The organism is Phenylobacterium sp. (assembly GCF_016793225.1).
GTDB lineage: Bacteria > Pseudomonadota > Alphaproteobacteria > Caulobacterales > Caulobacteraceae > Phenylobacterium.
Map to the genome: position 1 here is coordinate 33,814 of NZ_JAEUMN010000022.1, position 17,833 is coordinate 51,646.

Below are 17,833 nucleotides of genomic sequence, written 5' to 3' on the forward strand. Positions count from 1 at the left end.
CCGACCGCCAAGCGGGATGCTCACGCCATGGGACTTCGCGATTCGGCCCTGGACCCCGACGAGCTCTCCAACGCCCGCAGCCTGCTGCAGCCGGCGGTGCGTCGCGACAGGGCGTGGCCGGCGCTGCTGGCGGCGCTCGCGCTGGCCGTCACCTCGGTGCTGTTTGCGAGCGCGATGGTGCTGGCCCCGCCGGTCACGACCAACCACGCCGCGCAGGGCGCGCCGGACTGAGCCGGTCGGCCTACCCACCCGCGGCAGAGATGGTAGGTGGAGGCGATTTGCGCCGGAGACCGCGATGGAAGGCCCCACGTCCCACTTCTACTTCTCGCAGCGTCTGAAGCTGCACTACGTGGACTGGGGCAATCCCGACGCGCCCCCGATGCTGCTGGTTCATGGCGGGCGGGACCATTGCCGCAACTGGGACTGGGTCGCCGAGCGACTCCGTGACCGTTACCACGTGATCGCGCCGGACCTGCGCGGCCACGGCGACAGCGCCTGGGCCATCGGCGGCGGCTACGACATGGCCGCCTACATCTACGACGTGGCCCAGATCGTTCACCAGAAGGGCATGGCGCCGGCCACCATCATCGCCCACTCGCTGGGCGCGGGGATCGCCCTGAACTACTGCGGCGCGTTCCCCGAGGCCGTCCGCAAGGTCGTCGCCATCGAGGGGCTGGGACCATCTCCCGCGGTGATGGCCGAACAGGGCAAGCGGCCGATCGAGGAACGCATCCGCGCGCAGGTGGCGGACCGCCGAGAGAACTCCGGCCGCGCGCCTCGGCGCTACGCCAGCCTCGATGACGCCGTCGCGCGGATGGCCAGCGAGAATCCCCATCTGAACGAAGCGCAGGCGCGTCACCTGACGGTCTACGGCGCGCATCAGAACGAGGACGGGACCTACTCCTGGAAGTTCGACAACCACGCCCGCTGGGGCGGCGGCGTCGGCGGCCTGTCGCACGCCGACCAGCACCGCCTCTGGAGCCGGATCACCGCGCCGGTGCTGCTGGTGCGCGGCGCCGAGTCCTGGGCTTCGGACCCCGTTGTGGACGGCAGGATCCGGCACTTCCGGAACGCGCGGCTCGTGAACTTCGAGGGTGCGGGGCACTGGGTCCACCACGACCGGCTGGACGCCTTCATGGAGACGGTCGAAGCGTTCCTGGCGGAATAGCCGCCGGCCTCAGACGAACCGCCAGCTCTCCTCGGCGGCATCCCGCAGGGCGCGGGCCTTGTGCAGGGTCTCGTCGTACTCGGCGTCGGGATCGCTGTCGGCGACGACGCCCCCGCCGGCCTGGACGTACATGACGCCGTCCTTGAAGAGGGCTGTGCGCAGCACGATGCAGGTGTCGACGCTGCCGTCGGCGCCGAAGTAGCCGACCGCGCCCGCATAGGCGATGCCGCGCTTCTCGATCTCCAGCTCGTCGATGATCTCCATGGCCCGAACCTTGGGCGCGCCCGAGAGCGTGCCGGCGGGCAGGGCCGCCATGACCACGTCGACGGGATCCAGCCCCTCGGGCGCATCGCCTTCGACGTTGGAGACCAGGTGCATGACGCGGGCGTAGCGCTCGACGAAGAAGCTGTCGGTGACGCGCACGCGGGGACCCTGGGCGCGCGGCTGGGGCTCGTTGGCGCCGGCCTGCTTCAGCATGGCGACGCGGCCCACGTCGTTGCGGCCCAGGTCGAGCAGCATCAGGTGCTCGGCGCGCTCCTTGGGATCGGCGATCAGCTCCTGTTCGAGGCGGCGATCCTCCTCGGGCGTCGCGCCGCGCGGGCGGGTGCCGGCGATCGGACGGATGGTGATCTTGCCGTCGCGCAGCCGCACCAGGATCTCGGGGCTGGAGCCCGCCACGTGGAAGGCGCCGAAGTCGAGGAAGAACAGGAACGGCGAGGGGTTGCTCCGCCGCAGCGAGCGATAGAGCGCGAACGGGTCGCGCGTGAAGGGCGCGCGGAAACGGTGGCTGGGCACCACCTGGAAGATGTCGCCGGCGCGGATGTACTCCTTCGCCTTCTCGACGATCCCGCGATAGGCCTCGCGGCTCACGGGGGTCGTGAACCTGTCCGGCTCAGGCGTCGCATCGCCACGCAGGCGCGGCGCCGACTTCCGGAAGTCGTCCGCGACCGCCTGGATCCTACGCTCCGCCGCGGCGTAGGCGTCCTTCGCCGAGGTCGCGCCGTCGGGTCGCACCGGCGTGACCACCAGGATCTCCTGCGCGATGGCGTCGAAGATCGCGACGATCGAGGGGCGCGCCATGACGCCGTCGGGAAGGCCCAGCGGGTCGGGATTCACGTGCGGCAGCCGCTCGACCAGGCGGATCGTGTCGTAGCCCAGCGCGCCGAAGACGCCGGCCGCCATGGGAGGCAGACCCGCGGGCATCTCGATGCGCGAGGCGGCCAGCAGATCGCGAAGGCTGTCCAGCGCGCCGCCATCCTGCGGCGTGAATCGGCCCGCCGCGATGTCGTCGCCTCGGGCGATCTCGGCACGGTCGCCCTGGCAGCGCCACACCAGGTCGGGGTTCATGGCGATGGCCGAGTAGCGCGCCCGGAACGCGCCGCCTTCCACCGACTCGAACAGGAAGGCGTACGGCTTGCCGTGGCCGATCTTGAGGTAGGCCGAAACCGGCGTCTCGAGATCGTCGATCAGCCGCGTCCAGACAACCTGGGGAGCGCCGCCGTCGTAGGTGGAACGAAAGGCCTCGAACGGCGGCTCGCAGATCACTTCTTGGGCTCCGCCTTGCCCTTCTCGGCCGGCGCGAAACCGGCCGCCGACCGCGCGAGTTCGGCGTTGGTCTTCACCTTCAGCTTCGTCCGGGCGTAGGCCTGGGCGCTGTCGGCCATCTCGCGGAAGATCGCCTGGGTCAGCTCGCCGCGGTTGGTTTCCGCAAGCCGCGCGGCCGTGGGGCCGGCGTCCATGCGCACGTTCGAGACCTGGCCCACGGCCAGGCCGTTCGGCGCGCGGGCGCTCCAGGCCTCGCCGGGCTTCGCCGCGAAGGCGCGGCCGATGACCTCGCGGCCAAGCTGCTGCTGCGTCTCGGCCGTCTGGCGCGTCAGGCCGGGCACGCGCTGCACGGACACGCCCGCGGCCGAGGCGACCGTTTCGATGCTCTCGCCCTTCTGGACCCGGGCCGAGAGCTCGGTGGCCTTGGCCTCCAGCGCGCGGATCACCTGCCGGCGCATGTACTCCTGGGCGAGCTGCGGCCGGATCTCCTCCAGCGGGCGCATGTGCGGCGCCACCACCTTCTCGACCTTGACGACGAAGTAGGCCCCTTCGCCGAGTTCGGTGATCTCGCTCTCGCCGCCGGCGGGCAGGGAGAAGGCCGTCTCGAGGATCTTGGGCGGGATGCCGCCGTACTGCCGGCCCTGATCGTCCACGCCCTGGGCGTTGATGGGGCCGATCGTCTGGGCCTGCACGCCGGCCTTGGCGGCTGCTTCGGCCACGCTGCCGCCGCTCTGGTGGGCGTCGTCGTAGGCCTGGGTCTGGGCGTAGACCTTCTCGGCGACCATGTCCTTGCGGATCTCGGCCTCGAGCATGGGGCGCGCCTCTTCGAGCGAGACCTCGCGGCCCGGCGAAACGGACACGACCTTCACGACGGCCAGACCCAGGTCGCCCTGGACGGGCGCGATCTGGCCGGCCTGCATGCGGAACGCCGCCTCGGCCACCTTGCGGTCGGCGATCGCGGTGCGGGGCTTCTCCTCGTAGGTCACGGCGTCGACGCCGAGCGCGCGCGCCACGGCGGCGGGGGCCTCGCCGCGCTGGAGGCGGGCGGCCGCCTGCTGCGCCGCGGCCTGGTCCTTCGCCGGGATCTGGACGACCGTCCGGGTCTCGGGCTGCGAGAGCGTGTCCTTGCGGAACTGGTAGCGCTTCTGCAGCTCGGCCGGATCGATGGGGCCCGATGCGGCGCTCGCGGCGACGGCCTGCGGCGTGAACGGCACGATCGTGAGAACGCGCGTCTCGGGCACGGTGAGCGCCTGCTTGTTCTCGTTCATGAACGCCCGGAGCTGGGCGTCGGTCGGCGCGGCCGGCTGCGGCACGGCCGAGGGCGTCAGGATGAAATAGGCGAGGTCGCGGCTCTCGAGCGCGTAGACAGAGGCGAGGGCGCCGTACGACCGCGGCACGGCCAGGCCGTTCTGGATCGCCCGGGCCCAGTGCATGGCGGCGATGTCGTCGCGGGCGCCCCGGTCGAACATCTCGGGCGTCAGGCCGTTCTGGGCGAGCTGGGTCTCGAACGTCTTCTTGTCGAACCGCCCGGTGATCGGGTCGAAGAAGGCGGGGATCTTCTCGACCTGCTCCAGGACCAGCTTGTCGGCGGGGCGAATGCCCGCTCGCCACAGGAGTTCCGCAAAGGCCTCGCGCGTGGCGACGCCCGTCAGGACGGTCGCGTCGAGCCGGTTCTCCTCGGCCATCTCCTGGGTGATGGTCTGGCCCGACTGCTGCTCCAGGCGCTTCTTGTAGTTGTCGTACTCGCGGCGGAATTCCTGCATCGACAGGCTGCGCGAGCCCGCCTTGATCACCTCGTTCGCGGGGATCATCGACACGCCGACGCTGTTCGCGCCCCAGCCGACGAAGCTGATGGCGAGGATGCCCATCAGGATCCTGGCGGGCCAGGACTTCGCGAATTCGCGGATGGAAGAGAGCATTCGGGCGGGGTCCTCAGGGAACAGGTAGCGCGCCGGTATAGGGGAGAGGCCGCAGGCGCGGCAAGCGCGTGACAGCCGCGCCCGCATGGCTTAACCGCCCGGCTTCGTGTCGCCACAGGGGGAACGATGTCCAAGCCCACGCCGCTGATCGCCGGAAACTGGAAGATGAACGGTCTCGCCGCCTCCCTGGACGAGGCGCGCGCCATCGCGGGCGGACTGGGCGCCACGCCCGCCCGGGTGGCGATCTGCCCGCCGGCCATCCTGATCCACCGCATGGCCCAGGCGCTGAGCGGCACGGCCGTGCTGGTCGGGGGACAGGATCACCATTGGGACGACAGCGGCGCCTTCACCGGCGACGTGTCGGCCGAGATGCTGGTCGACGCGGGCGCGGCGCTGGCGATCCTCGGCCACTCCGAGCGGCGGACGGGGTACCGGGAGACCGATGCCGTCGTCGCCGCGAAGGTCCAGGCGGCGCTGCGCGCGGGGCTGGAGCCTATCGTCTGCGTCGGGGAGACGCTGGAGCAGCGCAAGGCCGGCGACGCGCTGGCGGTCGTGACCGGGCAGGTGCGGGGCTCTCTCCCCGCCGAGCTGGCGGGCCGGCCCTTCTCGGTCGCCTACGAACCCGTCTGGGCCATCGGCACCGGCCTGACGCCCACGACTCCCGAGATCGAGGAGGTGCACCGCGCGATCCGTGAGACGCTGGTGGAGCTGTTCGGCGATTTCGGGCGGACCCCGCCGATCCTCTACGGCGGATCGGTGAAGCCCGGGAACGCCGCCGAGATCCTTCACGCCGACGAGGTGGGGGGCGCGCTGGTCGGCGGCGCCTCGCTCAAGGCCGAGGACTTCCTGGGGATCATCCGGGCGCTCTGACGGGCGGTTAGGCGCCGGGGCCCTTGAGCTCCACCACGTTGCCTTCCGGATCGCGGATGTAGAGCGACGGCCCGTCGCCGTCCGCGCCGTAGCGCTGGCCCTCGTCGACCACCTGGACGCCGTGCGCGGTCAGGTGGGCCCGGATCGCCTCGGCGTCGAACGGCCGGACCTGCAGCGCGAAGTGGTCGAGGTTGCGCGCCATGGGGCCTGGCGGGTCTCCGCCGGCGCGTCCCAGCGGACCGTCCACCGTCACCAGATCGATCATCTGGCGTCCGGCGCGCACGTGGGTCAGCCCCAGTTCCGGCCGGTCGCGATCGACCGTGAGGCCCAGGACGCCGGCGTAGAAGCCCAGCATGCGCTCCTTGTCGCGCACCCGCAGGACGATGTGGTCGAAGCCTTGAATCGCGATCGGGTTCGTCATGGCGCGAGAGATGGGGATGGCCGGCTCACAGCAGAAGGCCGAACACCCGGCAATCGCGCCGCTCGCCGTCCTTGAGGATGTGACCCCGGAGCAGGCCCTCCTTCACGAAGCCGAGCTTCTCGAGCAGCGCCTCGGAGCGGAGGTTCCCGAGGTGCGTGCGCGCGGCGAGCTTGCGGAGGCCCGCCGCCGCGGCGAAGGCCACCACGCTGCGCATGGCCTCCAGGGCGTATCCCTGGCCCCAGGCGTCGCGGCCGAGCATGAAGCCGACCTCGGCGCGACGGTTCCAGCCGTCGATCTCCGAGAGATCGCAGGATCCGAGGAAGACGCCGTCCGCGAGCGTGCGCATGGACCAGTAGATCGCGCGGCCCGCGGCCATGTCGGCGACCTGCGCCTGGACGATCGCCGCGACGATGTCCGGATCGTCGACCTCGGCGATGTCCCAGTAGGCCATCACCTCCGGGTCGCCCATGATCGGAAACAGGCGCCCGGCGTCCGCGGCGGCGAGCGGCGTCAGCCGCAGCCGTTCGGTCTCCAGGATCGGGAGACGGTCGGGATCGAGAATCATGCCTGCCCCTGCCGCCCTTTGATCGAGAGGTGCGACGCACTAGCTATGGCTTTACGGGGGGCGCGGTGATAGAGCGCGCCCTTCATTTCGGGCGGGATGTGTCCATCGGACCCCCCGCTGCAACGGAAGACCGAACGGATGCTGCTGAACCTCCTGCTCGTGATCGAGGTCATCGTCGCCCTCTTCCTCGTGGTCGTGGTGCTGCTGCAGCGCTCCGAGGGGGGTGGGCTGGTGAGCGGCGGCACGGGCTCGCTGATGTCGGTCCGCGGCACCGGCGACCTGCTCACGCGCACCACCTGGATCCTGGGCGCCATCTTCTTCGCGCTCGGGCTGCTGCTGACCATCGTGGCGGGGCGCGAACGGGGTTCGGCGTCGGTCGTCGACCGCCTGAAGGTCAACGCCATCAATCCGGCCGAGCTGAACAAGGCGCCGCCGCAGCCGCCCGCCGGCACGCCCGTGGCCCCGTCGCCCGCCGCGCCCGCGCCGCTGCAGGCGCCTGCGCCGACCATCAACAGCCCCTTCGGCCAGCTTCCGGGCGCCGCCCCCGCGCCGGCTCCGGCGCCGGCCCAGCCCGCGCAGAAGTAAGTCTGGGGATAGAGCGAATCGCACGGCGCACGCCCCGCGAATCGCGGCTAATCTGAACGCCCATGGCCCGGTACATCTTCATCACCGGCGGCGTGGTCTCCTCACTTGGCAAGGGTCTCGCGTCAGCCGCGCTCGGGGCGCTTTTGCAGGCGCGAGGCTACAACGTCCGCCTGCGCAAGCTCGACCCCTATCTCAACGTCGATCCGGGGACGATGAGCCCCTACCAGCACGGCGAGGTCTTCGTGACCGACGACGGCGCGGAGACGGATCTCGACCTCGGGCACTACGAGCGGTTCACCGGCGTCAACGCCACCAAGAACGACAACATCACCACCGGCCAGATCTACAAGAAGATCATCGAGAAGGAGCGCCGGGGCGACTACCTCGGCGCCACCGTCCAGGTGATCCCCCACGTGACCGGCGAGATCAAAGACTTCGTGCTCTCCGATCCGGGGGAGGGCGTGGACTTCGTGCTCGTGGAGGTGGGCGGCACGGTGGGCGACATCGAGGGCCTGCCGTTCTTCGAGGCGATCCGCCAGCTGGGCCAGGAGCTGCCGCGCGGCCACGCCTGCTTCATCCACCTGACGCTGCTGCCGTTCATCAAGACGGCCGGCGAGATGAAGACCAAGCCGACGCAGCACTCCGTGAAGGAGCTGCGCTCCATCGGGATCCAGCCGGACATCCTGCTCTGCCGCTGCGACATGCCGATCCCCGAGAGCGAGCGGAAGAAGCTGGCGCTGTTCTGCAACGTGCGCCCCAGCGCCGTGATCCAGGCGATGGACTCGGCCAACATCTATTCGGTCCCGCTGGACTATCACCGCGAAGGCCTGGACGCCGAGGTCCTGGATGTCTTCGGCCTGACGGACAAGGCGCCGGCCCCCGACCTGTCGCGCTGGGAGGACATCTCCCACCGCCTGAGCCATCCCGACGGCGAGGTGAACATCGCGATCGTCGGCAAGTACACGGCCCTGACCGACGCCTACAAATCGCTGGTGGAGGCCCTGGTGCACGGGGGGGTCGCCAACAACGTGCGCGTCCGGCTCGAATGGATCGAGGGCACGGCGTTCGAGCAGGATGAGGACCTGATCGGCGAGCGGCTGGCCAACGTCCACGGCGTGCTGGTGCCCGGCGCGTTCGGGGAGCGCGGCTCGGAGGGCATGATCCGTGCGGTCGGCTTCGCGCGCGAGCACGCCATCCCGTACTTCGGCATCTGCTTCGGCATGCAGATGGCGATGATCGAGGCGGCCCGGAACCTCGCGGGCATCGCCGCGGCGTCGTCCACCGAGTTCGGGCCGACGTCGGAGCCGATCGTCGGGCTGATGACCGAATGGGTGCGCGGCAACCAGCGCGAGGTCCGTTCGGAAGGCGGCGAGCTCGGCGGCACGATGCGCTGCGGCGCCTATGAGGCCGTCCTGAGCCTGGGCAGCCGGGTCGCGGACATCTACGGGTCCACGACGATCTCCGAGCGGCACCGTCACCGCTACGAGGTGAACATCGCCTACCGCGACGCCATCGAGAAGACCGGGCTGAAGTTCACCGGCCTCTCGCCCGACGGCGTGCTTCCCGAACTCTGCGAGCGGCAGGACCACCCATGGTTCGTGGGCGTCCAGTTCCACCCGGAGCTCAAGAGCCGCCCCTTCGATCCGCATCCGCTGTTCGCCAGCTTCATCGGCGCGGCGAAGGAACGCAGCCGCCTAGTCTAAGGCCCTGTCGCCCAGGCGCTCAGTCGCGCGCGGCCCGTGGCCCGGCTATGTTGGCGAGATGCTGACCCGCGAAGACGTCCGCGCCGCAGCGCTCTCGTTGCCGGAGGCCTACGAGTCCTCCCACTTCGATGTCACGGACTTTCGGGTGAACAAGAAGATCTTCTGCACCCTGCGCCCCGACGCGCCGCGGGCGGTCCTGAAGTTCTCGCCCGAGGACCAGCACAACCTCCTCGACGGCGACGCCCTGACCCGCATCGAGGGGAGCTGGGGACTGAAGGGCTGGACGTTTCTGGACTACCAGCGTCTGGACGCGGAACGCCTGCCCGGACTGATGCGGCTCGCCTGGGCGACCGTCGCGCCGAAGCGGCTGCTCAGATGAAGAACAGCAGCCAGAACGCCATCAGCACGAAGTTCGAGATGGCGAACGCCGTCAGCCGGTGGATGACATTGTTGTAGGTCAGGTGGATCGCGGAGTGGATCACGCGCAGGGCGACGTACGCCCACGCCACCGCCAGCGCGGTCTGATCCAGCCGGCCCGCGACGTAGTACATCAGCCCGCCCACGTAGAAGAGCACGGGCAGTTCGAGCAGGTTCATGTAGTTGCGGTTGGGGATCGAGACGTCGCCCGGAACGGCGCCCGATTCGCCGAACCGGAAGTCCTCGCCCGTCACGCGGCCGCCGGCGACGGCCCTGAAGCGGCGCGCGGGGATGAACCCGAGCACGATGAAGGTGAGAAGCGCCATCGCCCCCATGGGCGCGAAGATCAGTTCCTGCGGCATGACGGCCCCCGCCTGTCGTTGACGCGCGAGGCTAGCCCAGACCGCTTGATCGCGCGCGGGGTTTCATGCATAAGCCCGCGCTCACTTCGAGCGGCCCTGTCGCCCGAACCCAATTCCACGCCGCAGAGATTTTCCGATGGCTGTTCCTAAACGCAAAACCTCGCCGTCGCGGCGGAACATGCGCCGGTCGCACCACGCGCTCGGCCCCAACACCTTCCACGAAGACAAGGAGACGGGCGAGCTGAAGCGTCCGCACCACGTCGACCTGAAGACCGGCATGTACAAGGGCCGGCAGGTCCTGACGCCGAAGGAAGACTGACGCCGCCGAAGGCGCCTCTTCGATGATCACGCAGCGCCGGCCGCAGGGCCGGCGCTTTGCGTTTTGGCGAATTGTCATGCCGTCGCCACGCAGGCCGGCGATAAGCTCCCCGCCGGAGGGATTCCCATGAGCCTGTCTAGACGCCGCCTGATCGGATCCGCCGCGGGCGCAGCCTTCCTGGGCCTGTCGCGCCTGGCCCAGGCCGACGCGCTGGAGGGGGACGGCTACAGGAACGAAGTCTACGGCTACGGCCCGCTGAAGCCCGACCCCGCGCGCCTCTTCGAACTGCCCGAGGGGTTCGCCTACACCGTCGTGCAGCGGGCCGGCGACCCGATGAGCGACGGCCTGGTCGCGCCGCGCAACATGGACGGCATGGGCTGCTTCCGTCTCGACCGGAACCGGGTGGCGCTGGTGCGCAACCACGAGCTCAGTCCGCGGCATATGGACATCGGGGCGTTCGGCGAGGGGCACAGCCTGGCGGGCAAGGTCGAGGCCGGCCTGGCCTACGACCGCAACCAGGACGGCAAGATCCTGCCCGGCGGGACGACGACCCTGATCTACGACGTGAGCCGCCGCCGGCTGGAGTCCTCGTGGCTCAGCCTGGCCGGCACGAGCACGAACTGCGCCGGGGGAATCACGCCGTGGGGCTCGTGGCTCACCTGCGAGGAGATCGTGCGCTCGGCCGGCCCCAATCCGGACGGCCACACGATCGGAAAGTCGCACGGCTGGGTCTTCGAGGTTCCGGCGCGGCACAAGGGCCTCGTCCGGGCCGAGCCCATCACCGGCATGGGCCGCTTCAAGCACGAGGCCGTGGCCATCGATCCGCGCACCGGCGTCGCGTACCTGACCGAGGACGAGACCGACGGTCGCGGCCTGTTCTACCGCTTCCTGCCGAACGACCGCCGCGCGCCGCTGAAGGGCGGCCGACTCCAGGCGCTGGGCTTCAAGGACCGCGCCGACACCCGCAACTGGCGCGGCGACGCGCCCTGGGCGGTTGGCGACTGGCGCGACGCCGTGTGGATCGACCTCGACGGCGTGGACAACCCGGACGACGACCTGCGCCATCGAGGGCACGCGAAGGGCGCGGCATGGTTCGCCCGCGGGGAAGGGATCGTGTTCGGCGAAGGCGAGCTCTACTTCACCTGCACCAGCGGAGGCCCGAAAACCCTCGGGCAGGTCCTGCGCTACCGTCCGAGCCGCTTCGAGGGCGATCCGCGTGAGGCCGATGAGCCGGGAAGGCTCCAGCTGTTCGTCGAGCCCACCGATCCGCGCGTCATGAAGATGTGCGACAACCTCGTGCTGTCGCCGGCCGGCCACCTCGTGGTCTGCGAGGACAAGCTGCCCATGGACGGCGCGGACTATCTGCGCGGGATCACGCCGGACGGGAAGATCTACGCCCTCGGCCGCCTGGTGAACACGGCCGGGCCGCTCTCCGCGACGGAACTGGCGGGCGTCTGCTTCTCGCCCGACGGATCGACGCTGTTCGTCAACTCCTATTCGCCGGGGCTGACGTTCGCGATCACCGGCCCCTGGGACCGCTTCCGGGCGTGACTACTGGCTGCGGCCGCGCGCCTGCACCGCGGCGCGCCGCTGGGCGACCATCTCGGGCGTGACGGCGGCGTTGTGGGCGACCGAGCGGCTGTGCTCGAGCTCCAGCCCTGCGCCGAGGTCCAGGGCGTACCCGTCGTCGATCATCGCCTTGTAGGTCACCAGCATGTCGCCATCGATCGAGGCCATCTCGGCGGCGAGCTTCAGGGCGGTGGGCATCAGCTCGGCGGCCGGGACCACGCGGTTCACGAGGCCCCATTCGCAGGCGGTGCGCGCGTCCAGGAAGTTGCCGGTCAGGGACAGCTCCTTGGCGCGATAGGGGCCGATGACGCGGCTCAGCTTCTGGGAGAGGCCCCAGCCGGGCGTGATGCCGACGCGGGCGTGGGTGTCGGCGAAGCGGGCGTTCTCCGAGCAGATCAGGACGTCGCAGGCCAGGGCGACCTCGAAGCCGCCCGTGATGGCCACGCCGTTGATCGCGCCGATGATCGGCTTGGAACACGACAGCACGGCCCGGGCGGGGTTCTGGGCCGGGTCGGTGGCGTTCGCCGCGCCCATGCCCAGAGGGTCGGTGGAGAGCTCCTTCAGGTCCAGGCCGGCGGTGAAGGCGCGATCGCCCGCGCCGGTCAGCACGATGACCCTGACGTCCGGATCCCGGTCGAGACCCGTCATCGCCTCGGCCAGGGCCTCGCGCAGCGCCTTGGACAGCGCGTTCATGGCCTCGGGGCGGTTCAGGGTGACGACGGCGACGCCGTCCAGGGGCTTTTCGACGAGCAGCATGGGTTCCTCCGCGAGCCGCCCCGCATGCGCGACCGCAGCCCTTCCGGTCAAGCGATTGCGCGGAGGGGCTGCGGCGCGTCCAGCGCGTCCCGCACCGCGGCCAGGCGCGAGCGGCTGACCGGCAGCGGCGGCCCCTCGCTCAGGTGCAGCCGCCAGCGGCCGCCCTCCCGCTCCAGACGCTCCACGTGGGCGAGGTTGGCGATGACCGAGCGATGGACGCGCAGGAACGTGGAGGGAAGCTGCGTCTCCAGCCGCTCGAGGCGTGCGGCGTGCAGCAGCGAGCGTCCGCCGCGGAGCCGCAGTTCGGCGTAGTCGTCGGCGCCGACGATCGCGAGGATGTCCGGCAGCGGCACGAGTTCGACGCCCCGCGGAGAGGCGACCGTGAGCCGGTCCGGTCGGCTGGCCGCGCGCGTGAGGGCGGCCTCGCGGGCCGTATCGTCGCGGCCGAGGCGCAGGACCTCGACGATCAGCAGCGGCAGAACGAGCGTAGCCGCGAAGACGAAGAACGACAGATCCAGCAGCCAGATCGGCTGCAGCACGCCCAACGCCATGAAGGTCGCGAGCCAGGCCAGGGTCGGCCGCGCGCCCGCCACCTTCGTCACGACGCCTTCCGCCGCCGCCACGCCCGCGAGCCCCACGCCCGCCAGGAGCGCGACGCCCGCCTTCACGTCGAAGCCCGGGAGCAGCCAGGTGGCGGGAAGGGCGATGGCGGCCGCGGCCAGCAGCCATGGACGCCGCCGAGGGGCGAACCGCGATCCGGCCCAGGCCGCGAGCAGGGCGGCGAACGCCACGGTCAGGAGCCAGATCGCGGTGACGCGCCAGCTGTGGACCGGATACGGGTAGCGCCAGAGGTGCCGCAGCATCTCGACCGCGGCCTGCAGCGCGGCGACGCCGGAGAGGGCCGCGAGCGCCAGGCTGGAGCCCGTGCGGCGCATCGCGTGGATGGCCCCGAAGCCGAAGGCGGCGGCGGCGAGGGCGCCCGCGGCCACGAAGGTGACGGCGAGCAGGGGCAGGGGGGACGGCTGGCGCGCCGCCCCGACGCCCAGCCATCCGACAGGGTGGACGAACCGCAGGCCGCCGTGGAACGCCGACATGTGGACCACCAGCTCGTTCCCGGCGGGGCGCCACAGCGTCTCCGGGATCGGGACGTCGAAATGATAACGGCCGGGGATCTCCGCCTCGGCCACGGCGCCGGGCCGGCCGTTGGCCCCCAGCCGCACGCCGTTGAACCAGACCTCCGACGAGGCGACGCCGATCGCGAAGACCGCCTTCGGGTCCATGGAACGACGGGGCGGGACGGCGGCGCGCAGCCACAATTCCCGTCCCTGGGGATCGATGGGCCCCTCGACGGCGCGGCAATCGGCGAGACGCGGCGGGCCTTCCTGCCGCTCAGCCCGGCAGGATTCCCAGGCAAGGCCCTGCGCCCCGGCGGCGGCCGGCGCCAAGGCAAGCAGTCCGGCGACCAGAAGCGCGCGCCACATGCGGGCACCTTACGGCGCCGTTCGCCACCCGGCGCGTTCGTTCGCCGAGCCGTCGGCGCCATTCACCGAAGCGCTGCCGCGCACGACGCCGCTCCGCCGCAGCTTCGGCGGATGATTCCTGCCCGCCTGTCTCGCCGCTCCCTGTTCGCCGCCGCCGCCGGCCTCGCCGCGCCAGGCGTCCCGCTCGCGCAGAGCCACACCTCGCCCGGGCCTTTCCGGTTCAAGGGTTGGCGGGGCCAGGAGGTCGAGGCCGAGCGGGGCTTCTTCGAGGTCCCCGAGGACCGGCGCGATCCGACGTCGCGGCGCATCCGGCTGAGCTACGTGCGCTTTCCCTCCACCGCGGCGCGCCCGGGACCGCCGATCGTCTACCTCGCAGGCGGGCCGGGCGGGACCGCCACGGGGACCTTCGCGGGCCCCAGGTTCCCCATCGCCATGGCCCTGCGGGAGATCGCCGACGTCATCGCCTTCGACCAGCGCGGGACGGGGCTCTCCAATCACATCCCGCGGCGTCCCGCCTACGCGGGCCCGCCCCCGGTGCTGACCCGCGAGGGGCTCACGGCCCACATGCGCGCCGAGTTCGCGCGGGCCTGGGCCGAGTGGACGGCGGCCGGCGTGGCCATGCGGGGCTACAACACCAACGAGAGCGCCGACGACGTCGACGACCTGCGCCGTCACCTGCGCGCCGAACGGATCAACCTCTGGGGCATCAGCTACGGCTCGCACCTTGGGCTGGCGGTGCTGAAGCGTCACGGCGACCGGGTGGACCGCGTGGTGCTGGCGAGCCTCGAGGGGCAGGACCAGACGGTGAAGCGGCCGGCGCGGAGCGACCGCTACCTGGAGCGGGTGGACCGGCTCCTGGACGCCGCCCCGGAGGTTCGGCAGGCCGTGCCCGACCTTTCGGCGCTGATGCGGCGGGTGCACGCGCGCCTCGAGGCCGATCCCCAGCCGATAGCCGTCCCCCGTCAGGCGGGCCCGCTGGAGTTGCGGATCGGCGGCTTCGCCGTCCAGCTGCTGGCCGGAGGCCTCGTGGCGAACCCCGAGACCCTGGCGATGCTGCCGCGTCTCTATCTGGCGCTCGACGCCGGGCGGATCGACGCGTTGGCGCCCTTCGCGGGCCAGTTCGCCGGCGGGCTGTCCGTCAGCGGCATGCCCGAGGCCATGGACCTCGCGTCCGGGATCTCGCCGCGCAAGCTGGCGATGGTGCGCCGCGAGGCCGAAACGGCGGTGTTCGGCGACGCCCTGAACTTCCCGATGCCGCACCTCTCGGGCGCCGTCGGCGGCGTCGACCTGGGCGAGGCGTTCCGCCGGCCCATCCGAATCGACCATCCGAGCCTCCTGGTCGCCGGGTCGCTGGACGGACGGACCGTGCTGGAGGAGCAGGCCGAGGTGGCGGCGCAGTTCCGCAACCGGACCCAGGTGCTGGTGGAGAACGCCGGGCACAATGTCTTCGAGGCGCACCCGGAGGTGCAGGCGATGATCGTGCGGTTCTTCCGGGGCGAGCGCCTGTCGGACGCCCGCCTGGCCCTGCCGCCCCCCAAGTTCCGTATCACCTGAGATTGCCCCGGCGCGGCGGCTTGGGCTAAGGCTCGCCCCCACTTCAGGGAGCGCCCATGACCGAGATCGTCGACATCATCGCCCGTGAGATCCTGGACAGCCGGGGGAACCCGACGGTCGAGGTGGACGTGATCCTCGAGGACGGCTCCATGGGCCGGGCGGCCGTGCCGTCCGGCGCCTCCACCGGCGCGCACGAGGCGGTCGAGAAGCGCGACGGCGACAAGGGGCGCTACCTGGGCAAGGGCGTGACCCAGGCGGTCGACGCCGTGAACGGCGAGATCTACGACGCGCTGTCGGGCAGCGACGCCGAGGATCAGCGCCGGATCGACCGTCTACTGATCGAGCTGGACGGCACGCCGAACAAGAGCCGGCTCGGCGCCAACGCGATCCTGGGCGTGAGCCTGGCCAACGCCAAGGCGGCCGCGAGCTCGTCGGCGCTGCCGCTCTACAAGTACGTGGGCGGCGTCTCGGCGCGGGTCCTGCCGGTGCCCATGATGAACATCATCAACGGCGGCGCCCATGCGGACAATCCGATCGACATCCAGGAGTTCATGATCCTGCCCACCGGCGCGGAGACCTTCGCCGAGGGCCTGCGGACCGGCGCCGAGATCTTCCACGCGCTGAAGGCGCAGCTGAAGGCCGCGGGGCACAACACCAACGTGGGCGACGAAGGCGGCTTCGCGCCCAACCTGTCCAGCGCCGAGGCGGCGTTGGAGTTCATCATGAAGGCCGGCGAGAGCGCCGGCTACAAGGCGGGCAAGGACTTCCACCTGGGCCTCGACGTCGCCTCCACCGAGTTCTTCAAGGGCGGCAAGTACGTCATGGAGGGCGAGGGCAAGACGGTGGATCCGGCCGGCATGGTCGAGTACCTCGCGGCCCTGGTCGGCCAATTCCCAATCGTCACGATCGAGGACGGCTGCGCCGAGGACGATTTCGAAGGCTGGAAGCTGCTCACCGACCGCCTGGGCGGGCAGGTGCAGCTGGTCGGCGACGACCTGTTCGTGACCAACCCCGAGCGCCTCGGCATGGGCATCGGCAAGGGCCTGGCGAACTCCATCCTCGTGAAGGTCAACCAGATCGGCACGCTGTCCGAGACGCTCGACGCCGTCGATCTCGCGCACCGCAACAGCTACACGGCGGTGATGAGCCACCGCTCGGGCGAGACCGAGGACTCCACGATCGCCGACCTCGCGGTGGCCACCAACTGCGGGCAGATCAAGACGGGCTCGCTCGCGCGGTCCGACCGGACGGCCAAGTACAACCAGCTTCTCCGCATCGAGGAGGAACTGGGCGACCAGGCCGTCTACGCCGGCCGCGGGGCGCTGCGCCAGATCTAGGCGGCGAGCGGCCGACGCCGCCGGAGCGCCGAGCCGGCCGCGCCGAAGCCCAGGATCATGAGCGCCCAGGTCGCGGGCTCCGGGACGGCGCCGGTCGCATCCGCCACCTCGGTGATGGTCACGATTGTCGGGTCGAGAACCAGGAAGGTTTCCACATAGCGCCCTTCCAGCGTTCGCTCGTATGCGTAGACCCCGTCGCAGGCATGATTGCCTGTGCAGAGGTTGCCCGCGGGTGGCGTGTAGTCGGGACCGAAAAGGCCGAACCCCGGCGTCTCCTGAAGCACCACGGCTTCGCTGGTGTGATCGGCTCCCTGCAGCGAGAGGTCGCTCACGCGCTGCATGTCGAATCCGTTGGCGAACGCGGAGAGATCCGTTAGCCGATTGCCGCTGAGTTCGCGCGCAACGCCGTTCAAGCTGAAGACCGCCTTGCCAACCAACAGGGACGGTGGCGCGGGCTGGAGGTAATCGTACGCTTCGCCGCCGACAAAGTTGGTCTGGACGCCGCCATCGACGTAGACCGCGTTGGTGAGATCGAAGGTCGCGACGAAGCTGAAGGACGCACCGGCGAGGCTATCGAGGCCGAATAGCCGTGCGCCGTCGGTTCCGCCCGCCACCGTGCCGGAAGCTTCGATCTTGATGGTCTTCGCGCTCGCTTCCGCCAGGGGGAGGATGGCCGCTGCGCCGGCGATGGCGGCCGCAGTGCAGGATCGCAGCACACGAACGTGGGTCCTGCGCGCGGAGAACCCATCTGCTTTCTGCTTCAAGTCTTTGATTGACATCACTTAGCTCCGTGAGACTGTCGTTGATGTCATCGAGAACCCCGGCCCGTCCTATGCGGGAAGTTGCACCGGCGTGCAGCGGAGCGCAGGAAGGTGCGCCGCATCGGGTCTGCGACCGCACGCTTTGGTTAGCGCGCCGTTAGGGATTGTGGCGCACAAGGGCGAAACCCCCGCTGGGAATCGCCGTGCTCGCAAGTCTGCGTCCGTATCTGTCGACCGCCTTCCTGGCGCTCCTGATCGCCTACTTCGGGTTCCACGCCTTCACGGGCGAGGGCGGACTTCTCAAGTCGGACACCCGCGACGCCGCGCTCGCGGCCAAGACCCGCGAACTCCAGGCCCTGACGGCCCAGCGGCACGACCTCGAGGTCCGCGCGAAGCTGCTCCGCGACGAGAGCCTTTCCGCCGATCTGCTGGAGGAGAGGGCGCGGTCCCTTCTAGGCTTCGCAGACCCTAGGGACTATGTGATCCGTATGAAGTAAGGTT

The 17,833-nt window shown here is 70.6% G+C and carries 19 protein-coding genes; 11 read left to right on the top strand and 8 right to left on the bottom strand.

Going from position 1 to position 17,833, the window contains the following annotated elements; all coding sequences use genetic code 11:
• Positions 1 to 27: 27 nt before the first annotated feature.
• On the top strand, positions 28 to 231 hold the full coding sequence (locus JNK30_RS02250; RefSeq protein WP_293479754.1) for a hypothetical protein: 204 nt from the start codon (positions 28 to 30) through the stop codon (positions 229 to 231).
• 64 nt (positions 232 to 295) lie between these two features.
• Complete coding sequence (locus JNK30_RS02255) at positions 296 to 1,168, top strand: alpha/beta hydrolase (RefSeq protein ID WP_293479755.1); 873 nt, start codon at positions 296 to 298, stop codon at positions 1,166 to 1,168.
• A 9-nt stretch (positions 1,169 to 1,177) separates the two neighbouring features.
• Here JNK30_RS02255 and trpE read toward each other — a convergent pair whose 3' ends face one another.
• Both trpE and JNK30_RS02265 read right to left on the bottom strand, forming a co-directional pair.
• Complete coding sequence (trpE, locus tag JNK30_RS02260; protein ID WP_293479757.1) at positions 1,178 to 2,713, bottom strand: anthranilate synthase component I; 1,536 nt, start codon at positions 2,711 to 2,713, stop codon at positions 1,178 to 1,180.
• A complete protein-coding gene (locus JNK30_RS02265; protein ID WP_293479759.1) occupies positions 2,710 to 4,632 on the bottom strand; it encodes a peptidylprolyl isomerase in 1,923 nt (640 codons plus the stop codon). Before JNK30_RS02265 ends, trpE begins: the two co-directional genes overlap by 4 nt.
• A gap of 126 nt (positions 4,633 to 4,758) precedes the next feature.
• Here JNK30_RS02265 and tpiA point away from each other — a divergent pair, with 126 nt between their 5' ends.
• Complete coding sequence (tpiA, locus tag JNK30_RS02270) at positions 4,759 to 5,502, top strand: triose-phosphate isomerase (protein ID WP_293479760.1); 744 nt, start codon at positions 4,759 to 4,761, stop codon at positions 5,500 to 5,502.
• Between the two features lie 7 nt (positions 5,503 to 5,509).
• Here tpiA and JNK30_RS02275 read toward each other — a convergent pair whose 3' ends face one another.
• Together JNK30_RS02275 and JNK30_RS02280 are read right to left on the bottom strand one after the other, a co-directional pair.
• Positions 5,510 to 5,923, bottom strand: a complete 414-nt coding sequence (locus tag JNK30_RS02275) for a VOC family protein (RefSeq protein WP_293479762.1) — start codon at positions 5,921 to 5,923, stop codon at positions 5,510 to 5,512.
• Between the two features lie 25 nt (positions 5,924 to 5,948).
• Complete coding sequence (locus tag JNK30_RS02280) at positions 5,949 to 6,488, bottom strand: GNAT family N-acetyltransferase (protein ID WP_293479764.1); 540 nt, start codon at positions 6,486 to 6,488, stop codon at positions 5,949 to 5,951.
• A gap of 138 nt (positions 6,489 to 6,626) precedes the next feature.
• Between JNK30_RS02280 and secG the strand changes: the two genes are divergently transcribed.
• The 3 genes from secG (at position 6,627) to JNK30_RS02295 (ending at position 9,155) form a co-directional block, all read left to right on the top strand.
• Positions 6,627 to 7,073, top strand: coding sequence for a preprotein translocase subunit SecG (secG, locus tag JNK30_RS02285; protein ID WP_293479766.1), 447 nt, complete (start codon positions 6,627 to 6,629; stop codon positions 7,071 to 7,073).
• Positions 7,074 to 7,135: 62 nt separating this feature from the next.
• Positions 7,136 to 8,776, top strand: coding sequence for a CTP synthase (locus JNK30_RS02290; protein ID WP_293479767.1), 1,641 nt, complete (start codon positions 7,136 to 7,138; stop codon positions 8,774 to 8,776).
• Between the two features lie 58 nt (positions 8,777 to 8,834).
• On the top strand, positions 8,835 to 9,155 hold the full coding sequence (locus JNK30_RS02295) for an MmcQ/YjbR family DNA-binding protein (protein ID WP_293479768.1): 321 nt from the start codon (positions 8,835 to 8,837) through the stop codon (positions 9,153 to 9,155).
• Here JNK30_RS02295 and JNK30_RS02300 read toward each other — a convergent pair.
• Positions 9,148 to 9,555: an MAPEG family protein gene (locus JNK30_RS02300; RefSeq protein WP_293479769.1), complete on the bottom strand. Its 408-nt coding sequence runs from the start codon at positions 9,553 to 9,555 to the stop codon at positions 9,148 to 9,150. The two genes, JNK30_RS02295 and JNK30_RS02300, sit on opposite strands and share 8 nt — an antisense overlap.
• Before the next feature lie 136 nt (positions 9,556 to 9,691).
• Here JNK30_RS02300 and rpmF point away from each other — a divergent pair, with 136 nt between their 5' ends.
• Positions 9,692 to 9,874, top strand: coding sequence for a 50S ribosomal protein L32 (rpmF, locus tag JNK30_RS02305; RefSeq protein ID WP_293359783.1), 183 nt, complete (start codon positions 9,692 to 9,694; stop codon positions 9,872 to 9,874).
• A 126-nt stretch (positions 9,875 to 10,000) separates the two neighbouring features.
• On the top strand, positions 10,001 to 11,425 hold the full coding sequence (locus JNK30_RS02310; RefSeq protein WP_293479771.1) for an alkaline phosphatase PhoX: 1,425 nt from the start codon (positions 10,001 to 10,003) through the stop codon (positions 11,423 to 11,425).
• On the opposite strand, the gene JNK30_RS02315 is transcribed toward JNK30_RS02310, so the two are convergent.
• Positions 11,426 to 12,199: an enoyl-CoA hydratase gene (locus JNK30_RS02315; RefSeq protein WP_293479772.1), complete on the bottom strand. Its 774-nt coding sequence runs from the start codon at positions 12,197 to 12,199 to the stop codon at positions 11,426 to 11,428.
• Between the two features lie 47 nt (positions 12,200 to 12,246).
• On the bottom strand, positions 12,247 to 13,479 hold the full coding sequence (locus JNK30_RS02320) for a LytTR family DNA-binding domain-containing protein (protein WP_293479773.1): 1,233 nt from the start codon (positions 13,477 to 13,479) through the stop codon (positions 12,247 to 12,249).
• A 312-nt stretch (positions 13,480 to 13,791) separates the two neighbouring features.
• Here JNK30_RS02320 and JNK30_RS02325 point away from each other — a divergent pair, with 312 nt between their 5' ends.
• Positions 13,792 to 15,234, top strand: coding sequence for an alpha/beta fold hydrolase (locus JNK30_RS02325; RefSeq protein ID WP_293479775.1), 1,443 nt, complete (start codon positions 13,792 to 13,794; stop codon positions 15,232 to 15,234).
• Between the two features lie 56 nt (positions 15,235 to 15,290).
• The gene (gene eno, locus JNK30_RS02330; protein WP_293479777.1) at positions 15,291 to 16,571 is read left to right on the top strand and encodes a phosphopyruvate hydratase; all 1,281 of its coding nucleotides are present in this window, start codon (positions 15,291 to 15,293) and stop codon (positions 16,569 to 16,571) included.
• Here the strand turns inward: eno and JNK30_RS02335 are convergent.
• Entirely contained in the window at positions 16,568 to 17,350 is a 783-nt protein-coding gene (locus JNK30_RS02335) for a PEPxxWA-CTERM sorting domain-containing protein (RefSeq protein ID WP_293479779.1), read from the bottom strand. The genes eno and JNK30_RS02335 overlap by 4 nt on opposite strands.
• A gap of 185 nt (positions 17,351 to 17,535) precedes the next feature.
• Here JNK30_RS02335 and JNK30_RS02340 point away from each other — a divergent pair, with 185 nt between their 5' ends.
• Positions 17,536 to 17,829 (top strand): septum formation initiator family protein, encoded by a 294-nt coding sequence (locus JNK30_RS02340; protein ID WP_293479780.1) that lies wholly within the window; start codon positions 17,536 to 17,538, stop codon positions 17,827 to 17,829.
• Positions 17,830 to 17,833 lie beyond the last annotated feature (4 nt).